Below are 17833 nucleotides of genomic sequence, written 5' to 3'. Positions count from 1 at the left end.
CTAACTAGATCGCTTCGCCTAATCTACCTTAGGCTAGAGGTGAAGAAAGGTAATAAGTTTTATGAGTGACTCCCGGAAGGCGGCGCCTAATAAAAAGAAACCAGCCGCCGTAATGATACTTACGCTGCTGGCCATCTCGGTGCTGGTGTTAGTTTTTTTCATTGCCTACTATCTAGGTTCTAACAGTGATACTGCTGCTAGCCCCAGTCAGACTCCCGCAGCTACTCAAAGTGGACAAAGTGCCCAGTCTACGGAGCCTCACAGCCAGCAGCTTCCCGAAGGAGTTACTGCCGTCAGCGAGGAACAGGCAAAAAAGGTAATTAAATCTTTTTATCGCAACGATAAGGCAGATCCGCGGGCAATCGGTGATCCCAAAGCTCCAGTAACTATGATTCAGTTCTCCGATTTTTCCTGTCCCATGTGTTACCAGTATGAATCAGCCGTTTTTCCGCAGCTGAAACCGTATATCGACAACGGTACCTTACGTATAGAGTTCAACAACTTTTCAATTTTCGCCTCGCAATACCATTCTGATCTCGCAGCTGCCGGATCAATCGCGGCGGCAAAGCAAGGAAAGTTTTGGGAGTACGTCGCAGCTGCTACCAAACTAGCAGCTCAAGATGGTAATGGCCATATCAGCTGGAACAAAGAACTGGTTACCCAGGCCGCTCAAGCTAGCGGGGTGGGCAACCTTTCTCGTTTTAACCAAGATCTAGAGGCCGATGACACCGCCACCACGGTCAAAAATGAAACTTCTGCCGCGCAAGCAGTCGGGCTCAGTGGCACTCCCGCATTTTTCATCAACGACTATGTAATTACCGGCGCTCTGCCCGCCGACAGTTTTATTCAAACTATTGAAATTGCAGCAAAGACAGCTAAGACGCACTAATGTCCATTAACTTTACTATCGCCTACCTCGGGGGGTTAGTTACTTTCCTAGCTCCCTGTGGTGCCTTTTTACTGCCCGCCTTTTTTGCCTGTGCTTTCGAGGATCGTTCGCGACTACTGCAACGAATTTTAGTATTCCTGGGCGGGCTGATTATCGCCTTAGTACCTTTAGGGTTTGCTGCGGGAGGACTTGGCGGGTGGTTACTTTCTAACTCGCATCTGCTCACCCTAATAGTCGGGGTGATAATTACTCTTTTAGGTATCGCCCAAGTATTAGCGCTGCCCTTACCTAAACTACCGTTGCCTCGGGCTTTAGGAGGCAGAACCCGCCCTAGCGTCATTGGTATTTTCCTGTTTGGTATTTCTTATGGGCTAGCTGGCTCCGGTTGTACCGGCCCTATCCTGGGGGCAGTACTTTCAGCCGCCACCTTAACCGGTTCTAGTTTGCGCGGCGGCGCGCTGATGTTTTGGTACGCCCTAGGCATGTTCACTCCGGTTGCATTACTTTCCCTAATCTGGGGTTCTTTAACTGCCCGGCAACAGCGCCTATTTCATCCTCGTCCCCTAAAGTTCTTAGGCCGGCAAACCACTTGGGGTTCTTTAATTTCGGGATTGGTGTTCACGCTAGTGGGCGTGCTGCTAGTAATCACTGGGGGAACTAACGTTAGCTCCGTACTTACCCCCGATCAGCAAGTAAGCTTGGAAACCAGGATTACCCAGCTAGCGGGGACGCTTCCTGACTTCCTTTTGCCTTTGCTTGTGGTTTTATTGGTGTTATTTTTATGCACCTTGGTCTGGTATTTACGCAGTCAAAAGCCGGAATCTTCTGAGAATACCGATTCGAAATCCTCTGTCCAGTAAAGCGGTTTTACTCGATTTTTGCGCTTTTTATGACCTTGGCTTTGGTCACCTGGCTGCTTCGTGCCAAAATAGCAATTAATCTAGTAAAGGAGACGTAAATGAGCGCGCATAATCATGGAACCCATCTCGATCTTTGGCAGGATTCCTACGCAGCGCGAGCTCATAATCTCCGCGAATCTGAAATTCGGGCTTTGTTTTCGGTGGTTTCTCGTCCCGAAGTGGTTTCTCTGGCGGGAGGGATGCCCAATATTCACGATCTTCCGCTAGCAAAACTAGCTAATAGCGCCCAGCAGTTGGTGCTCGAGCATGGCGAACAGGCAATGCAATATGGTGGCGGTCAAGGATGGGCGCCTTTGCGCGAATCTATTACCGAAGTCATGGCCGCTGAAGGTATCCATGCCAACCCGGATAACGTAGTGGTTACCACCGGATCTCAGCAGGCATTAGACCTGGTAACACAGCTTTTTATTGAACCAGGGGATGTCATTTTAGCCGAATCACCCTCTTATGTAGGAGCGCTAGGGGTCTTTAAAGCCTACCAAGCAGATGTTCGCCATATTCCCATAGACGCTGATGGTTTGATTCCGGAAGAGTTTGCCCGGATCGTAGAGCAGGTTCGCGCAGAAGGTAAACGGATCAAGTACCTCTATACCATCCCTAATTTCCATAATCCCGCTGGTGTTTCCATGTCCCCATCCCGGCGGAAAGAGCTTATGGAGCTGTGCCGCCAATATGGGGTTTTAGTTTTAGAAGATAATCCCTATGGCCTACTAGGCTTCGAGGGGCAAACTATGACTCCCTTAGTAGAGCTTGCGCCTGACCTGGTAGTTTACTTAGGTTCTTTTTCTAAAATATTCGCTCCCGGTTTTAGGATTGGTTGGGCTTATGCGCCACCAGCGGTAAGAGACAAACTAGTGGTTGCTTCAGAATCCGCGATTCTATCGCCCTCGATGGTCGGCCAGATGGCGATTCATGCCTACCTGCGCGATTATGATTGGCGCGGACAAATCGATGCCTACCGGCAGATGTACCGGGGTCGTCGCGACGCCATGCTAACAGCTTTACATGATTACCTGCCCGAATGCTCCTGGACAGTACCCGAAGGTGGTTTCTATACCTGGCTGACCCTACCGGATGGCCTAGATTCCAAAGCTATGCTAAATCGGGCAGTTAGTGAACTGGTTGCTTATACTCCGGGAACCGCTTTTTATGCCTCGGACCAGGGACATCAAAATGTTCGACTCTCATTTTGTTATCCAACCCCAGAAGAGATTCGCGAGGGCGTGCGCCGGCTAGCGAAAGTGGTTCATCGGGAAATGGAACTGGTTAAGCTATTCGCTTCCCAGCAGAAAGGTAAGAGCAATGACTAATGACGCTACCTTAAAAATCGCGATTATTACTGGTGGTCAGCTGCATGAACGGGAGGTGTCTCTGCGCTCGGCGAATCGAGTAGCGACCCAATTACGGCGCTTTGGACACGAGCTAATAAGTTTAGAACTTGACCGCGATTTACTTAATTCTTTAAGAGACTTTGAACCAGACGTGGTGTGGCCAATTATCCACGGTCGCGAAGGCGAAGATGGTTCCCTGCAGGACTTACTAGAGTTAAGCGGGCTAGCATATGTTGGTTCTGGGCCTAAGGGGTGCCGGATTTCCCTTTCGAAACCGGTTGCTAAATCGGTGGTAGAGAAAAACGGTCTGCCTACACCGCTATCAGTAGCGCTTCCTCAGATCCTATTTCGCCAGGTAGGAGCAGATACTTTGCTCAAGGAAGTCGCTAATCGTTTGGGATATCCTCTAATGGTGAAGCCCTCTCGGGGCGGTTCTGCTATGGGAATAACTTATGTTGAAGATGAGGGCGCATTACGTACGGCGATGGTCAATGCCTTTGCCTACGATGATGAAGTGTTGATTGAGCGCTTTATTAAGGGGCGTGAGATTTCGGTATCTATCGTAGAAGATTGCGGCACTGCCCGGGCGCTTCCGCCGGTGGAAATCCGTACCGATGTAGGTCGTTATGATTTCGATGCCCGATATTTAACCGGCCGGACTGAGTTTTTTGCTCCGGCTCCTTTAGAGGTCGATTTAGACCAGTCCGTAAGAGCCTTGGCATTAGAATGTCACCGCGTGTTGGAGTTAGAAGATTTTTCGCGGATTGACTTAATTGTTGATGCTGACTCGAATCCCTGGTTTATCGACGCTAACGTGGTTCCGGGAATGACCGATACTTCATTATGGCCCCTAGCAGCTGAATCTGCTGATGGATTTGGAGAATTGGTTAATACCATTACCCTCCAGGCTGCAAACCGCGGGCAACGCAGTTAGCAAACCAGGATTACCTAGCTGCGAATAGTGTTGATAGTTGTGAACCCTACTTACTGGCTTGTTCAAGTAGCTGGGTCAGGCGTTCCAAATCAGCCTCGTCAGCATACTCAATAACTAGTTTGCTTATTTTCTTGCCAGGTTTAAGCGATACTCGGGTATCGAGAATCTCTGTCCAACGTTCCTGAGTGGCTGCTTGAGTAGGGGAAAGCACAAATTCGCGACGTTTTCCACCCTTACTTTTACGTACTGAGGCTCCGCGTACATTTCCCAGAGCCACAATTTCTTCCGTAGAACGTACTGATAGTCCTTCAGCTATGATGCGCTCTGCCAAGTATTCTTGATCGCGTGGATCAGTTACCGCGAGCAACGCTCGGGCATGACCGGCGGAAAGAACGCCCGCGGCCACCTTAGGTTGGACGCTGGCTGGCAGTCGCAATAACCGTAAAGCATTAGTAATCGCGGGACGAGACTTCGAAACTCGCTTAGATAACTCCTGCTGAGTACAACCGAAATCTTCCATCAATTGCTGGTAGGCGGCAGCTTCCTCCAAGGGATTAAGCTGTACTCGATGCAGGTTTTCAATCAGCGCATCCAACAACATCTTGTTATCGTTGGTCTCGCGAACAATAGCTGGAATCTGAGTAACCTTTGCTAACTGACACGCCCGCAGACGCCGTTCCCCCATTATAAGTTGGTAGGCATTCTTATCAGTGGGATCAGTGCGCACAACAATTGGCTGTAATAAACCCACTTCTTTTATAGAGGCAGCTAGTTCGGCAATTTCGTCCTCATCAAATGTTTGGCGAGGCTGGGAGCGATTAGGAGTTATCTTACTAACCTTTATTAACTCCAATTTTGCGCCCGGCACCGGTACTAGCGATGTTTCACGTGAAACATCGCTAGTACCGGCGGAATGCTTTGCCTCAGGTTTCTGTGCTTTCTTAGCAGATACAGACTTCCGGCTTTTCGAACTCTCTATTTTGCGGGAAGTCTTTAAGGTTTCACGTGAAACATTTTTTCTGGGTTCCAATAATTCCTTGACGGAACCTCCCTTAGGGGAATGCCCATGTCCTCCAAAAAAAATATCTGCCGGCCGGGTATTAGCATGGCTTTCTGTTTCTACTCTATTCTCCGTAACCGGATCGGTAGGAATCAGTGCGGACAGCCCTCTCCCTAAATGAGCTTTCTTGGCCATTACGATTTCACCTCGCGACTAACTAATTCATACGCAGCGTCTAAATAACATTTTGCACCTTTAGAAGCCGGTTGGTAAGTCAGAATTGATTCTTCGTGAGAGGGCGCTTCCGCTAAGGCAATATTACGAGGAATAATTGTCTCCATCACAATGTCACCATAGTAATCTTTGACTTCTTCTAATACACCTTTACTGAGCAGGGTATTAGTCGTTACCATCGTAGGTAATATAGCAGTGAAACGTAAGTCAGGATTAAGCCGAATCACCAGCATATCGATGGTTTTCGTCAATTGGGTCAGGCCTTCCAGCGCCAAGTACTCTGCCTGCAGAGGAACCAACACTTCTTTAGCAGCCACTAGGGCATTGACAGTCATAATTCCCAACGATGGGGGAGAATCAATAAAGATGTAATCAAATTGTTCGCCGCTACTCAATAGCTCATCTAGAGCAGTAGCTAAGATCTGTTGGAAATTGGTTCTCTCATTAAGTTCGAGTTCAATCCCGGCCATATTCATAGAGGCCGGCACCACCCAAAGATTAGGGATCTGCGCATTCTGTAACAGAGCTTGGCGCAGGGGTACCCCCTGGGTCATAACCTCGTATAAAGAATTCTGGTCATCCGCTAGATGACGAAATCCCAGGGAAGAAGAAGCATTTCCCTGCTGGTCGGCATCAATTACCAGTACTTTAAGTCCCCCTAAAGCCAAAGCCGCAGCTATGTTAACTACCGTAGTGGTCTTGCCAACCCCACCTTTTTGGTTCGCAACCGCGATTACTCTGGTACTTTTCGGATGAGGCAACGGCTCTAAATCACGCTTAGAATCAAGACGTCCTTTTCGGGAAGGCTCTTCATGGGTATCTGCCTGTTCGACCATCGCGGCATCAGCTAAACGATGCTTGCTCATTATGCCTCCAAAATGCAAAATAGGTAGCCACTAAGGGAGTTTGGTTGCCATAATAATCCGGGTAATCGAATCGTCCATCAGGGACGGCACTTCCTCTATATGGGCACTATCAAAATTAGCTGCCCGCAACTCAGCCACCGCCGCGGACAATTCTAAGGGAGCACGCTCCCCTTTAATCGCTAGCATTCGTCCTCTAGGTGCCACCAGCTTCCCGGAGATGCGAATCAGCTTCTTTAAATTAGCTACCGCCCGCGACGTAACCGCTGTAAAGGTCTGTCCACCGGGGAGATCTTGACTGCGAGAGCGCAAAACCTCTACATTATCCAATCCCAACTCTTGCTTTACTTCTTCTAGCCAAATTACCCGTCTAGCCAAAGGTTCAATCAAGAAAAATTGAAGGTCTGGTCGCATTATAGCCAAGACAATTCCAGGCAGTCCTGCACCTGACCCCACATCGGCGACGGTTACATTACGCCCTAGTGGTAAGAACCTTTCTGCCGCTGCACAATTCAATATATGCCGCGGCCAAATCCGAGGCAGCTCTCGCGGCCCAATCAGACCGCGCAGCTCCCCCTGTTCCGCCAGCATATGCGCATAAGCCTGTATCTTCTCATAGGAAGATGCAAAAAATGCCTCAACCTCAGCTCCGGGTTGAGCTACCTCAAGGTGTAGTTCCGGTTGCATTGCCAAATTCTTAGATACCAATCAGACAATATCGCTTAAGATAGCGTCGATCTCCTGCAAGTTCTTCTTCTGCTTCCGGACCGGAGGCATCAGGATAAATAACCACTGCCCGGTTAGGAGCTTGACCTTGCGAACCGGAATACACGCCCTCTTCGGCGGCCACATCGTGGCAAACTTTACGCTCGAAAGGATTCATGGGCTCCAGACGTACCGGCTCACCCGTAGTTTTAGCCTTGGTGATGGCTTCTTGAGCGATAGAGCGCAGCTCCGCTTTACGTTCTTGGCGGTACCCGGCGATATCCAGCATTAATCGGGAATGCTCCCCCGTTTTTTGGGAAACCGCCAGCCGGGTTAAGTCCTGTAGAGACTCTAAAACTTCGCCTTCTTTGCCGACTAAGCGTTGCAAATCATTTAGATCTTGCGCATCAGCCACAATATCGACACTCGCGCGATCGTGCTCTACATCAATCTCGAGATCTCCACCCAGATCCGCAATATCGAGCAGTTCTTCTAAGTAATCAGCGGCGATATCGCCCTCTTCTTCCAATGCGGCAACCCGCTCGGGAGATGCTTCTTCACTCATGGCACCTATTCCTCTCTTAGCTATCTGCAATGATCCTATCGGTTCTTACGCCGATTTGTATTCGCATTATTCTTCCTGCGCGCCTGCCGGCGTTTCGCTTTTTCTTGCTCACTTAACCCCTGGGCTTGCCGCCGCCGTTTAGCCTGCGCATCACGCTGAGCCCGGGTTAGCCTTTTTGGTTGCGCTTGGGCATTACGGGTACTTGGCCTCATGGCAGCCTGCTGTTCTTCGGCCTTTTTCTGTAGCGCCGTCATCATCCGAGATTGTTTTACCGGCTTCCTTGGTTTTTCTTCTAGCTCAAGGTCTTGGGCTTTCTTATGCAGCCGATCTTGAGTTTCCTTGTGGAGCTCCACCCCTTGGCGCAATTGCTCCCCATTATCTAATCCGGAGAAGGGATCATCCTTGCCCTTGCGATTAGCTTTAACTTCAAGCCGCATTCCTTTAGCTACGTCTTCACCGCTTAAGCCCAACTCCGAAAGCTTCTGGTTGTATTCCGTTAGCGTTTCTTCTTTAAACTTGTCATATTTTTCCTGGTGACGCCGCATTTGTGCATCGTGAGCGGGAGAGCCAGGGGTGGGTAGATAATGCATAACAAACAGCTGTTGAATGAAGCTGACTACCATGGTTACTACCAGATAAACCAGTACGCCAATCTGCACAATGAAACCAAACCAGGCAGTCATCAACGGCATTACATAGACCATCATCTTCATCATCCGCATTTGTTGCGGATTGGAAGCATTCATATTCCGCCGCATGTTGATGAACTGTTGTAAGAACATCAAACCGGCATACAGCACTACCGCCGTGATGATCAGGATTTTTGTGGTCGTAGGGTTAGAGGCACTGTTGGTGAAAGTATCAGATAGATAAACCCCGAAAACGGTAGATTTATCCATTTCCGAAGCTAACTTAGAATCAAAACCACCAATATGGGCTCCCGGATTCTTGGCAATTAGCGGCATTTGCCAAAGCACCCGATAAAGGGCAGCCAAAATCGGCAATTGAATCAGCAACGGGAAACACGAAGCCATGGGATTAACTCCGTATTCTTTATATAAAGCCATGGTTTCTTGGCTCATCTGTTGCTTAGAAACCTGGTCATTGCGACCCTTATATTTTTCTTGGATCTCTTTGATCTGCGGTTGGATCGCACTCATGCCCCGCGTAGACTTTATCTGCTTAATAAACAGCGGAATAATCAGTAGCCGCACAAAAATGGTTAGCACCACGATGGATAGTACCCAAGTAACCCCGGGGCCTTCCGGTAACCCCAGAACGGTTAATCCCTTATGAATCCCTACCAATACCCAGGCGGTCACCCATTTGAACGGGTATAAAACTGTGTCATACCATCCGCCCGAAGTGGGTTGATTAGCTGCCGCCAACAGCTGCGCACTTAGCATCATTAATATGCTCCTTTACTTATTATCCCCGAGTAGGCATGGTGGCGTTATCTATTTTTGCCCAATGTGCTTGAAGTTCACTTAAAGTCATCTGATGATAGGGCCCGCTCTTCCAGTTACCTTTTTCTGGCGGATAATCCACTCCACCATTGGAAAAAGGATTACAACGCACCAGCCGGAAAGCCGAAAGTAGCGTCCCTTTGATGGCGCCATGCGTTTTTAAAGCCTGAAGCGCGTAAGTGCTGCAAGTGGGATAGTACTTACAGCGCGCGGGAAACAGGGGGGAGATATAGCGCCGATAAAGGCGAACTAAATAAACTAAACCCGCTTGCCCCAGATTTCTGCTCACTTTTTCCCTTTCGCTTGCGCCCTCGCCAAAGCTTGATCCAAAGCCACCCCAAGCTGCGCATAGGAAGCAGTTTTAGCTTTCCCGAGGGCGCGCACTACCGTTTTGCTTCCGTTACCTAAGTTCTGTATCCGGCCGGCACTAAGTGCTCGCAATTGCCTCTTGATACGGTTCCTATCTACCGCCCGCGGTAGATTTCTTTTTGGTACAACGAAACCGACCAGCGGCTTCGCAGTGCCAAACTGGTCGGGTAGGTGGTGCACCACCATTAGTTGGTTTCCAGCGCTATTGCCACGCCGAAAAACTTGGGAAAAATCGGCTGATTTTTTCAGGCGATTGGCCTGGGGCAACATGCTTTAGGCCGAAAGATCCTTGCGCCCTTTGCGCCGGCGATTAGCAATAATGGCGCGGCCTGCGCGGGTACGCATTCTTGCCCGGAATCCGTGTTTCTTGGCTCGGCGACGGTTATTCGGCTGAAAAGTCCGCTTTGTCACTGTAGTTCTCCTGAATGTTATTCACCAACCGGATACGATTCCGGCATCTTAGTTTCATTTAGCCTGGAATAGACAACATATGCAAGCCTACGCATAGCGCTTTGCCAGGTCAAATAGTTATTGAGTGGTTATGAACACTATTTTTTTCTCAACATATTTAAAGCTGTGGAACTTAGAAAAACTACAAAGCTGTAAGATGTGAATTTTTATTTTTTAAAAATAAAAAATATTTCTAGTTTTTGCACGCCGCAAGGGATTCGGAGTTAAAACTACAACTACGTAAGTTATCCACAGTATTTTCCCCAGATTGGGGATAACCTGTTTTTATCCTAGAATCGTTGCTATCCCCATCGTTGGGGGTGGCCGGTCACATTGCTGTATAGAAGTTTTGGAGAAACTGATGTCAAGTTCGCTACAGTCAGTCTGGCAAGACGCGATCCGACAGTTAAAACAAAATCCCCAGGTAGGTCAAGCCGATCTGGCCTTCGTAAGAATGTCAAAACCCTTAACCACCTACGAAAACACCATTATCATTGCCACTCCCAATAACTATTCAAAATCAATTATTGAGACCCGGCTAGCTCCTTTTTTACGGCAATCACTTTCTGCAGCTACCTCTCGCGACGTCATTTTGGCGGTTTCGGTAGATCCCTCTTTGGATACTGGACAGACCGTTAATCCTTCCGAACACCAAACGGTTGCTCCCCTTCCTCAAAAAAGTGAAAGTACCACTACTAAAACCACTACCGCTTCTCGAGAAAAAAAGCCGTTTGAAAGCCGTTTGAACTCAAAATATACTTTTGAATCCTTCGTAATTGGAGCTTCCAATCGCTTCGCTCACGCGGCGGCTATCGCAGTCGCCGAAGCTCCCGCTAAAGCCTATAACCCCCTCTTTGTGTACGGTGGTTCCGGGCTGGGAAAAACTCACCTGCTTCACGCCATTGGCAACTATGCGCTGAACCTTTATCCCCATATCAAAGTGCGTTATGTTAACTCTGAGGAGTTCACCAACGACTTCATCAATTCGGTATCAGAGGGCAGTGCCCACGAATTCCAAAGGCGCTATCGCAATATCGATATTTTGATGATTGACGATATTCAGTTCCTACAGGGAAAAGAACAAACTATCGAGGAGTTTTTCCATACTTTTAACTCCCTACATAATGACAACAAACAGGTAGTTATTACTTCCGATGTTCCTCCCAAAAAATTAGAAGGATTTGAGGAGCGACTACGGTCTCGTTTTGAGTGGGGACTATTAACTGATGTGCAGCCTCCGGATCTCGAAACTCGAATCGCTATTTTGCGTAACAAAATCCGTCAGGAAAAAGTAGAGGCGCCCTCGGAAGTCTTGGCCTATATCGCTTCGCGGTTTACTATCAATATTCGCGAACTGGAAGGTGCCCTGCTTAGGGTTACTGCTTTCGCTTCCCTAACTAAGCAACCTTTGACCCTACAGCTAGCAGAGATGGTGCTTAAAGATATTGTTTCTGACCCTAATGATCAGGAAATCACCCCCGCTCTGATTAAGGCACAAACGGCTGGATATTTTGAAACCACCGTTAATGACTTATGCTCGCCTTCGCGTTCGCGTTCGCTAACCGAGGCACGCCAGATAGCCATGTACTTGTGCCGGGAACTTACCGAGCTATCATTACCGCAGATTGGCAAGGAGTTCGGAGGACGTGACCACACTACGGTAATGCACGCCAATAAGAAGATCACCCAACTGATGAAGTCGAAACCGCAAATTTTTGATCATGTCAATGAATTAACCAACCAAATTCGACAGGCCGCTCGCCACGCAAAGTGACTTAGCCAATAAAATCACGACAACACCCGCTTGTCTAAGGAAAGTTTTGGCTTCTTTTTTACCTTTATTTTTGAATACTTCTACCTGCAAAACTACAAAAATGTAGTTCTCATGATTACAGGTTAAAGCTGGTTTCTCCACACCTGTGCATAACCCTGTGTATAGCTGGGGATCGTAGCTATAAAATTGTTCATAAACCGGGCATCATTTGCTCGAAATTTTTCTGTCCCCAAAACGATCCCCAGAACCATAGCCAGCAATTCACAGGCTTAAAACCCTTATAAACTGCATGTTTAACTGATAATCCCGATAATTCTAGGTAGTGATGACTATTAGAGAGATAAAAATAATTTCTAAACAATTCACCATTGCAGCGGCAGAACACCAAATGAAAATTGCCATTAGCTTTGAAATCTAAGTAATTCAATCCTTTTCCTAAGCTAACCTGTATTTATGACCGAACAGCACTCATCGCGTGGCAATAAAGCTGGAGAACATAAGTTTTCCTCTCGGGCTGAACGCCGCAAACATGAAAAAGCGCAATTTCAGACACGGGCACAAGCGGGGGATCAACGTATTTTTGCCCCTATTAACCCGGATCAGTACGGTAGTTCTTCTAAACCAGGTGCTAGTGCTGCCCGCAAAAAACAAAATGTTCCCTACAGTGCAGTTAAGTCCCGGTATGTGCCAAATAAAAAATCCACCGCGCCCTCTTCCCAAACTAAAAATAGAGTTAAGACGCAGGCAGCTGGTAAAGGTGACAACAATAAAAAGTCTAAGACAGCTGTCGGTAATAAAACTTCCAAACAAAAGCACCCAAAGAGCAAGAACACTTCGGGCCGCAGTAGAGTCGGACTTTGGGTAAAAAGAATCTTAGGATTGATAACTGGCTTAGTTCTGGTGGCAATTATTGCCGGATGTATAACTTTCTTAATTGCCTACTATCGCCTGGAAGTACCTGAGGCACAAAAATTTGCAAACGCCCAGGTAACTACCGTTTATTGGGGTGATACGAACAAGATGATGGGAAAGTTTGCTGAACGTAACCGTACCATCGTAGACACTAAGTCTTTCGAAAACTCCTATATTCGTGATGCCGTAGTAGCCAGTGAAGACCGCACTTTTTACGAAAACAGCGGGATTGACATTAAAGGTATCGCCCGCGCCTTGTGGAATAACGTGCGAGGGCGTCCCACCCAGGGCGCTTCTACCCTCACCCAACAATATGTAGAGAACTACTACACCGGAAAAAACACGGGGTATACCGGAAAATTTAAAGAAACCATTTTGGCGTTAAAGATAAATAGACAGGTACCGAAAGAAAAAATTCTTAATGACTACTTGAATACCATCTATTTTGGTAGGGGAGCCTATGGGATCGAAGCAGCAGCTAACGCCTATTTTGGTAAGAGTGCTAAAGATCTGAATTTGTCAGAATCAGCCTTACTTGCCGGGATTATTCCCGCCCCTAATGCTTGGGATCCGCTAGTTAGCCCTGAAAAAGCCCAGCAACGTTGGCAGCGGGTATTAAACCTCATGGCTGCCGACAATATGATCAAAAAGAATGAAAAAAATGCCGCAGAATTTCCTCAGGTGCAAAAGAAAAAGCAGGAAGGCACCTATTTTAAGGGCACCACAGGATATCTGCTCCAACATGTACGCCAAGAATTAGTAACGCAAATCGGCTATACCGAAGATGAGATCGATCGAGCGGGGATTCGGATTTATACGACTATTGATCCAGAAAAACAGAAGCTGTTGGAAGAGGCAGTCGGTACCCTCCCGGAGAATAGACCTGAAGGATTAAGGGTAGCAGCCACCTCGATCGATACCGCTACGGGAGCGGTAATCGCTGAATATGGGGGACCGGATTATCAAAAAGTTCAACGCAACGCGGTAACTCAAGACGTAGCCCAAGCCGGGTCGACCTTTAAACCATTTGCGCTCCTAGCAGCCCTCGAGCATGGTCATAAACTATCGGAGCAAATCAATGGTTCCGGCCCGATGAGAATAGGGGATGCATGGGTAGGTAACTATGGAGGTGCCTCCTACGGTCAAGTAGACCTGATCAAAGCTACAAAATACTCGATTAACACCGCCTATGTCCGGCTTAATAGCGAAATCGGTATGGATGCCACCCGGCAGGTGGCGATTGCGGCTGGATACTCTAAGAACACGGTGGGGTTGGATAAAAATTCAGTCGTGGGGGTATTAGGAACTAGTTCTCCCCATAATTTAGAGATCGCGGAAGCTTATACCACTTTCGCTACCGGTGGTATCAGGCGAACAGCTCATATCATTGATAAGGTTACCGATTCGTCTGGCAATATTCTCTATGAAGCTGATACTGCTGGTATTCGCCAGTTTGAAGAAGAAAACATTTCAGAGTTGACTAAAGCGTTATCGGCGGTAGCTGAGGCTGGAGGTACCGGTGATACTGCCGGAAAACTCGGTCGACCGGTAGCGGCGAAAACAGGATCCTCAAACGATAACCGCTCTGCACAGTTTGTGGGTTATGTACCGCAAATGGTGACTGCAATTTCCATGTATCAGGTAGGAAAAAATGGGGCAGAAGAATCCATTACCCCCTTTGGTGGGGTAAGGGAAGTAACCGGTGGTACTTGGCCGGCTAAACTATGGTTGGCATATATGAGACCGGCGGTTAAAGGCCTGGAGCCGCAGCCCTTATTTTCTTCTGAAACCAGCAAATATCGGGTGAGGCCGAAAGAAAAGAGTACCCCCTATAAGACTGCAGAAGTGCCTTCAGCTCCTCCGCCAGAAACGGTAGGTAATCCGCTCACGGTTCCTAGCAGCTCTGCTCCTGCCAGTTCGCCGCCTCCGCAATCCCCAGAGGCTTCGGAATCGTCTTCTCCAGCTGCTCCTCCTAGTCCCTAGGGAGAGCGAGGTATTGGGGACTGCTTTAACGCACCCTGCTCGCCCTGCTACCCGCGAGGTGAAGGTGGGTTTTATCTGCGGAGGTTAAAAAAGAGCGTTTCCTAACAATGTTTGAGAACGGCTAGAAATAGCGCTTTAAACTAAGTTATCCTGTAGTGCGACCTTCGGGTCGTATGCATAAGCCCTCCTGCCGCGGAAGGACCGTGGCCGTTAGACCAAAGGAGGTGGGTTGAGATGCGTAAATATGAGATGATGGTGATCCTGAATCCCGAAATCGACGAACGCACCGTAGCCCCGGCATTGGAGAAACTGCTAAATGTGGTTTCTGCTAATGGGGGAAGCGTAGACGCGACCGATATTTGGGGCAAACGTCGCCTGGCATATCCGATTGAAAAATACTCTGAAGGGATCTATGCGGTCATCGAAATGACCACTGCCCCGCAGATTGCTGAGGAGCTAACCCGGCAGCTGTCGCTAAACGAATCTGTTTTGCGCACTAAGTTGTTGCGGCGCGATTAAGTTCGCGGAGAGGAACAAAGATGGCTGGAGAAACCCAGATAACGGTTATTGGGAATCTGACTGCAGATCCCGAGCTGCGCTATACCGCGCAATCGGTGCCAGTGGCTTCGTTTACCGTGGCCTCCACTCCCAGAACCTATAATCGCGCCTCCGGACAGTGGGAAGATGGCACTGCCATGTTTCTGCGTTGTTCAGCGTGGCGGGAAATGGCCGAAAATATCGCTGAATCTTTAACCAAAGGCATGCGAGTGATTGTTCACGGTCGCTTGCAGCAACGTAATTGGGAACGGGATGGACAGAATCGTTCCTCAATAGAGATTCAAGTCGACGAAATCGGTCCTTCCTTGCGTTATGCGCAAGCCCAAGTTACCCGGATTCCGCGCTCAGGTGCAGGCGGATTTAATCAGGGAGGACAGGGCGGCTTTGGCGCAGGTGCTCCAGCCGGCAATTTCAATCAAGGTGGGGGATTTAACGGAGGCGCTGCCCAGAACTTGGGAACAGGTTCTATGGCGGCCGCGCAGCCGGCGGGGGATGACAATCCCTGGGCTGCTCCTGCCACCAGCGATAACGGCGAGGACAATGAACCGCCGTTCTAAAGTTTCAGGATAAGACCTTAGGGTCACACCATTAAGGAGTAAATATGGCGAAGAAAGTTCTTCGCGCGAAGCCAATTAAGAAAAAGGCTAACCCGCTACGTAATATGCCGGTTGAAAAAATCGACTATAAAGATACCCCGTTCTTGCGGAAGTTTATTTCCGATCGCGGAAAGATTCGTTCGCGCCGGGTTACCGGAGTTAGCGTTCAGCAGCAGCGCGCTATCGCTAAGGCAGTTAAGAATGCCCGCGAAATGGCGTTGCTTCCCTACACTAGTTCTGGTCGCTGATAGGAGGGTTTAGTCATGGCAACAGCCAAAATTATTTTGAATATGGATGTACCGGGGCTGGGTTCCTCCGGGGACGTAGTAACCGTAGCTCGCGGATATGCCCGCAACTACCTGGTACCGCGGAAAATGGCGCACCCTTGGACTAAGGGCGCCCAAAAGCAGATCGATGAAATGATTCGCGCGCGCCGCCGTCGGGAAATCTCTAACGTAGAGGACGCCCGGGCAGTACGCGATGCTATTGAAGCCCACAATACCGTGGTAGTTTCCAAGCGGGCCGGACATTCCGGTCGCCTCTTTGGAGCAGTATCCACTCAGGATGTGGTGGCAGCGGTTAAAGAACAGATCGGGCAGACCGTAGACCGGCGCAAAGTTATTATTGAAAAGCCGATCAAAGCGGTCGGAAAATATCAGATTCAAATCAATTTGCATGAAGATATTAGCGCCAAACTGTTTGTAAACGTTGAGGGCGGCAAGTAGGTAAGTTCTTACCTGGCAGCACTTAGCTAATAAAAAGTAGGGTGAGCAAGAGGTTAATCTTGCTCACCCTACTTTTATCTGTAGATGAACTAGGGTTCTACCAGCAGTAACCGGCTCAATTCATAGTAGCTAGAGCCAAGCGTCGGTGCGGATACGCAGCCACAGCGAGGCCGCCCTCCCGCCAATAAAAACCAATCCGTAGATAGCCCATAAACCAGCTAAACCCCAGGCTCCTTCAGGGAGGAGGCCAGCTAGTAAAATTGCCGGTAGATAGATAGCAAACACTATGGCCATCGCTTTTGCCAGGTATTTAGTATCATCAGCGCCGATCAAGTAACCGTCGTAAATGTAGGTTAAGGCTGCCAGTGGTTGCATAAGACCGACCACGATGATGGCGGGGACACAAACGGATAATAGCTCAGGATCTGCCGTAAAAAGGTGTGGCGAAAAGCTAGAGGTAGCTGCAAATACTAGACCAATCAGGGTGCCAAAACCCAGTGCCCAGCGGTTTAACTGGGCGATTAGCACCCGTATTTTTCGCTCCTCGCCCTCACCGAGAGCGTTGGCGAGGAGAGCCTGAGCTGCGATCGCTAATGCGTCTAGCCCGAATGCCGCTAGGGTCCACAGAGTTTTTAGAATCTGATAGCCCGCCAAAGTTGCTGCCCCCAGGCGGGCCGCCTGCCAAGTCGTGACTACGATAGCCGCCTGTAGAAAAAGCGAACGGAGAACTAAAGGTAATCCGTGCATACCGGAATGAAAAATTAGTTGTATATCAGGGCGAGCCGATACTCGTTCCGCTCGAAGTTTCTTAACTACCACTATCCACAGCCAAATAGCCATGAAGAACTGGCAAATAGCGGTGCCAGCGCCCGCCCCCGCCACCCCGAGAGAGCAGCCGAAAATTAAGAATGCGGAAACCGGTACGTTAAGAATAGCTGCGCTGGTAGTTACCAAAAGAGGAGTGCGAGTATCTAATAAGCCCCTCAAAACCCCGTTAGCAGCTAATACAGACAGCATGGCGACAAGTCCGGGAGCCGAGACTATTAAGTAGCGACGTGCCAAATCCGCAACTTGCGTCTCAGCTTCGAAAAGGCCAATGATTTGCGGGGCAAAAACAATCAAGACTATTGCCAAGGCGCCACCCAACAGCGCCCCCAACCACATTCCCTGAATACCTAAACGCAGACCTTCAGCGCGTTTACCTGCCCCAATGGCTCTGCCGGTCACCGCAGTCGTGGTGTAGGCGAGGAATACACAGATTCCCACTACCAGGGTAAGTACCGTCGAACCGATAGCTAATCCTGCCAAATCTGGGGTTCCTACATGCCCGACCAGGATGGAGTCAGCCATCCTTAACAGCGGCTCGGCGATTAAGGATCCGAGGGCAGGTAAAGCCAAAGCCAAAACCTGGCGGTTAAGACTGGTTTTCTTAGGCTTTTCCACGAATCTTCCTCTATTTTCTATACACAATCTGTGAATAACTCTGTTAGTAGTTTCCCAGTTTGTAACGGGTTTATAAACTTGGGGTTACACACTACCCACATATTCCCCGATATTTC

General features: G+C 48.8%; 19 protein-coding genes. 10 read left to right on the top strand and 9 right to left on the bottom strand.

Going from position 1 to position 17833, the window contains the following annotated elements; all coding sequences use genetic code 11:
- Nucleotides 1-61 precede the first annotated feature (61 nt).
- From L0M99_RS06765 to L0M99_RS06750, 4 genes are all read left to right on the top strand, one after another.
- Nucleotides 62-889: a thioredoxin domain-containing protein gene (locus tag L0M99_RS06765; protein ID WP_024059614.1), complete on the top strand. Its 828-nt coding sequence runs from the start codon at nt 62-64 to the stop codon at nt 887-889.
- Nucleotides 889-1749 (top strand): cytochrome c biogenesis CcdA family protein, encoded by an 861-nt coding sequence (locus L0M99_RS06760; protein WP_024059615.1) that lies wholly within the window; start codon nt 889-891, stop codon nt 1747-1749. The genes L0M99_RS06765 and L0M99_RS06760 overlap by 1 nt, the downstream gene beginning before the upstream one ends.
- A 98-nt stretch (nt 1750-1847) precedes the next feature.
- Nucleotides 1848-3119: a PLP-dependent aminotransferase family protein gene (locus L0M99_RS06755; RefSeq protein WP_024059616.1), complete on the top strand. Its 1272-nt coding sequence runs from the start codon at nt 1848-1850 to the stop codon at nt 3117-3119.
- On the top strand, nt 3112-4074 hold the full coding sequence (locus tag L0M99_RS06750) for a D-alanine--D-alanine ligase family protein (protein WP_024059617.1): 963 nt from the start codon (nt 3112-3114) through the stop codon (nt 4072-4074). The genes L0M99_RS06755 and L0M99_RS06750 overlap by 8 nt, the downstream gene beginning before the upstream one ends.
- 46 nt (nt 4075-4120) lie before the next feature.
- Here L0M99_RS06750 and L0M99_RS06745 read toward each other — a convergent pair whose 3' ends face one another.
- The 8 genes from L0M99_RS06745 to rpmH are packed head-to-tail and all read right to left on the bottom strand — an operon-like array spanning nt 4121 to nt 9687.
- Entirely contained in the window at nt 4121-5269 is a 1149-nt protein-coding gene (locus tag L0M99_RS06745) for a ParB/RepB/Spo0J family partition protein (RefSeq protein ID WP_024059618.1), read from the bottom strand.
- The gene (locus L0M99_RS06740) at nt 5269-6174 is read right to left on the bottom strand and encodes a ParA family protein (RefSeq protein WP_024059619.1); all 906 of its coding nucleotides are present in this window, start codon (nt 6172-6174) and stop codon (nt 5269-5271) included. The genes L0M99_RS06745 and L0M99_RS06740 overlap by 1 nt, the downstream gene beginning before the upstream one ends.
- A gap of 30 nt (nt 6175-6204) precedes the next feature.
- Entirely contained in the window at nt 6205-6858 is a 654-nt protein-coding gene (rsmG, locus tag L0M99_RS06735) for a 16S rRNA (guanine(527)-N(7))-methyltransferase RsmG (protein ID WP_024059620.1), read from the bottom strand.
- Between the two features lie 10 nt (nt 6859-6868).
- Nucleotides 6869-7441 carry a R3H domain-containing nucleic acid-binding protein gene (locus tag L0M99_RS06730; RefSeq protein ID WP_238128158.1) on the bottom strand — a complete coding sequence of 191 codons (573 nt, stop codon included), beginning with the start codon at nt 7439-7441 and terminating at the stop codon, nt 6869-6871.
- A 35-nt stretch (nt 7442-7476) separates the two neighbouring features.
- Nucleotides 7477-8850 (bottom strand): membrane protein insertase YidC, encoded by a 1374-nt coding sequence (gene yidC, locus L0M99_RS06725; RefSeq protein ID WP_024059622.1) that lies wholly within the window; start codon nt 8848-8850, stop codon nt 7477-7479.
- A gap of 19 nt (nt 8851-8869) precedes the next feature.
- Entirely contained in the window at nt 8870-9196 is a 327-nt protein-coding gene (yidD, locus tag L0M99_RS06720) for a membrane protein insertion efficiency factor YidD (RefSeq protein ID WP_024059623.1), read from the bottom strand.
- A complete protein-coding gene (rnpA, locus tag L0M99_RS06715; protein ID WP_038110165.1) occupies nt 9193-9546 on the bottom strand; it encodes a ribonuclease P protein component in 354 nt (117 codons plus the stop codon). Before rnpA ends, yidD begins: the two co-directional genes overlap by 4 nt.
- Nucleotides 9547-9549: 3 nt before the next feature.
- Nucleotides 9550-9687 carry a 50S ribosomal protein L34 gene (gene rpmH / locus L0M99_RS06710; RefSeq protein ID WP_081639105.1) on the bottom strand — a complete coding sequence of 46 codons (138 nt, stop codon included), beginning with the start codon at nt 9685-9687 and terminating at the stop codon, nt 9550-9552.
- A 400-nt stretch (nt 9688-10087) separates the two neighbouring features.
- Between rpmH and dnaA the strand changes: the two genes are divergently transcribed.
- The 6 genes from dnaA to rplI all read left to right on the top strand — a co-directional run bounded on the left by dnaA (nt 10088) and on the right by rplI (nt 16274).
- Complete coding sequence (dnaA, locus tag L0M99_RS06705; protein WP_024059625.1) at nt 10088-11500, top strand: chromosomal replication initiator protein DnaA; 1413 nt, start codon at nt 10088-10090, stop codon at nt 11498-11500.
- A 453-nt stretch (nt 11501-11953) separates the two neighbouring features.
- A complete protein-coding gene (locus L0M99_RS06700) occupies nt 11954-14395 on the top strand; it encodes a transglycosylase domain-containing protein (protein WP_238128157.1) in 2442 nt (813 codons plus the stop codon).
- Nucleotides 14396-14629: 234 nt separating this feature from the next.
- Nucleotides 14630-14914 (top strand): 30S ribosomal protein S6, encoded by a 285-nt coding sequence (gene rpsF / locus L0M99_RS06695; protein WP_024059628.1) that lies wholly within the window; start codon nt 14630-14632, stop codon nt 14912-14914.
- A gap of 20 nt (nt 14915-14934) precedes the next feature.
- Nucleotides 14935-15510 (top strand): single-stranded DNA-binding protein, encoded by a 576-nt coding sequence (locus L0M99_RS06690; RefSeq protein WP_024059629.1) that lies wholly within the window; start codon nt 14935-14937, stop codon nt 15508-15510.
- 44 nt (nt 15511-15554) lie between these two features.
- On the top strand, nt 15555-15797 hold the full coding sequence (gene rpsR, locus L0M99_RS06685; protein WP_022864511.1) for a 30S ribosomal protein S18: 243 nt from the start codon (nt 15555-15557) through the stop codon (nt 15795-15797).
- A gap of 15 nt (nt 15798-15812) precedes the next feature.
- Nucleotides 15813-16274, top strand: coding sequence for a 50S ribosomal protein L9 (gene rplI, locus L0M99_RS06680; RefSeq protein WP_238128156.1), 462 nt, complete (start codon nt 15813-15815; stop codon nt 16272-16274).
- 129 nt (nt 16275-16403) lie between these two features.
- Here rplI and L0M99_RS06675 read toward each other — a convergent pair whose 3' ends face one another.
- Nucleotides 16404-17717, bottom strand: coding sequence for an MATE family efflux transporter (locus tag L0M99_RS06675; protein WP_238128155.1), 1314 nt, complete (start codon nt 17715-17717; stop codon nt 16404-16406).
- Between the last annotated feature and the right edge of the window lie 116 nt (nt 17718-17833).

This window comes from Varibaculum cambriense, from assembly GCF_022133705.1.
GTDB lineage: Bacteria > Actinomycetota > Actinomycetes > Actinomycetales > Actinomycetaceae > Varibaculum > Varibaculum cambriense_A.
Note: the sequence above shows the minus strand (reverse complement) of the source record. Positions and strands in the feature narration are given on the sequence as shown.

Coding starts and splice junctions, on each gene's coding strand:
- L0M99_RS06765 (WP_024059614.1), top strand. CDS start 62: ATGAGTGACTCCCGGAAGGCGGCGCCTAATAAAAAGAAACCAGCCGCC.
- L0M99_RS06760 (WP_024059615.1), top strand. CDS start 889: ATGTCCATTAACTTTACTATCGCCTACCTCGGGGGGTTAGTTACTTTC.
- L0M99_RS06755 (WP_024059616.1), top strand. CDS start 1,848: ATGAGCGCGCATAATCATGGAACCCATCTCGATCTTTGGCAGGATTCC.
- L0M99_RS06750 (WP_024059617.1), top strand. CDS start 3,112: ATGACTAATGACGCTACCTTAAAAATCGCGATTATTACTGGTGGTCAG.
- L0M99_RS06745 (WP_024059618.1), bottom strand. CDS start 5,269: ATGGCCAAGAAAGCTCATTTAGGGAGAGGGCTGTCCGCACTGATTCCT.
- L0M99_RS06740 (WP_024059619.1), bottom strand. CDS start 6,174: ATGAGCAAGCATCGTTTAGCTGATGCCGCGATGGTCGAACAGGCAGAT.
- rsmG (WP_024059620.1), bottom strand. CDS start 6,858: ATGCAACCGGAACTACACCTTGAGGTAGCTCAACCCGGAGCTGAGGTT.
- L0M99_RS06730 (WP_238128158.1), bottom strand. CDS start 7,441: ATGAGTGAAGAAGCATCTCCCGAGCGGGTTGCCGCATTGGAAGAAGAG.
- yidC (WP_024059622.1), bottom strand. CDS start 8,850: ATGATGCTAAGTGCGCAGCTGTTGGCGGCAGCTAATCAACCCACTTCG.
- rnpA (WP_038110165.1), bottom strand. CDS start 9,546: ATGTTGCCCCAGGCCAATCGCCTGAAAAAATCAGCCGATTTTTCCCAA.
- dnaA (WP_024059625.1), top strand. CDS start 10,088: ATGTCAAGTTCGCTACAGTCAGTCTGGCAAGACGCGATCCGACAGTTA.
- L0M99_RS06700 (WP_238128157.1), top strand. CDS start 11,954: ATGACCGAACAGCACTCATCGCGTGGCAATAAAGCTGGAGAACATAAG.
- rpsF (WP_024059628.1), top strand. CDS start 14,630: ATGCGTAAATATGAGATGATGGTGATCCTGAATCCCGAAATCGACGAA.
- L0M99_RS06690 (WP_024059629.1), top strand. CDS start 14,935: ATGGCTGGAGAAACCCAGATAACGGTTATTGGGAATCTGACTGCAGAT.
- rpsR (WP_022864511.1), top strand. CDS start 15,555: ATGGCGAAGAAAGTTCTTCGCGCGAAGCCAATTAAGAAAAAGGCTAAC.
- rplI (WP_238128156.1), top strand. CDS start 15,813: ATGGCAACAGCCAAAATTATTTTGAATATGGATGTACCGGGGCTGGGT.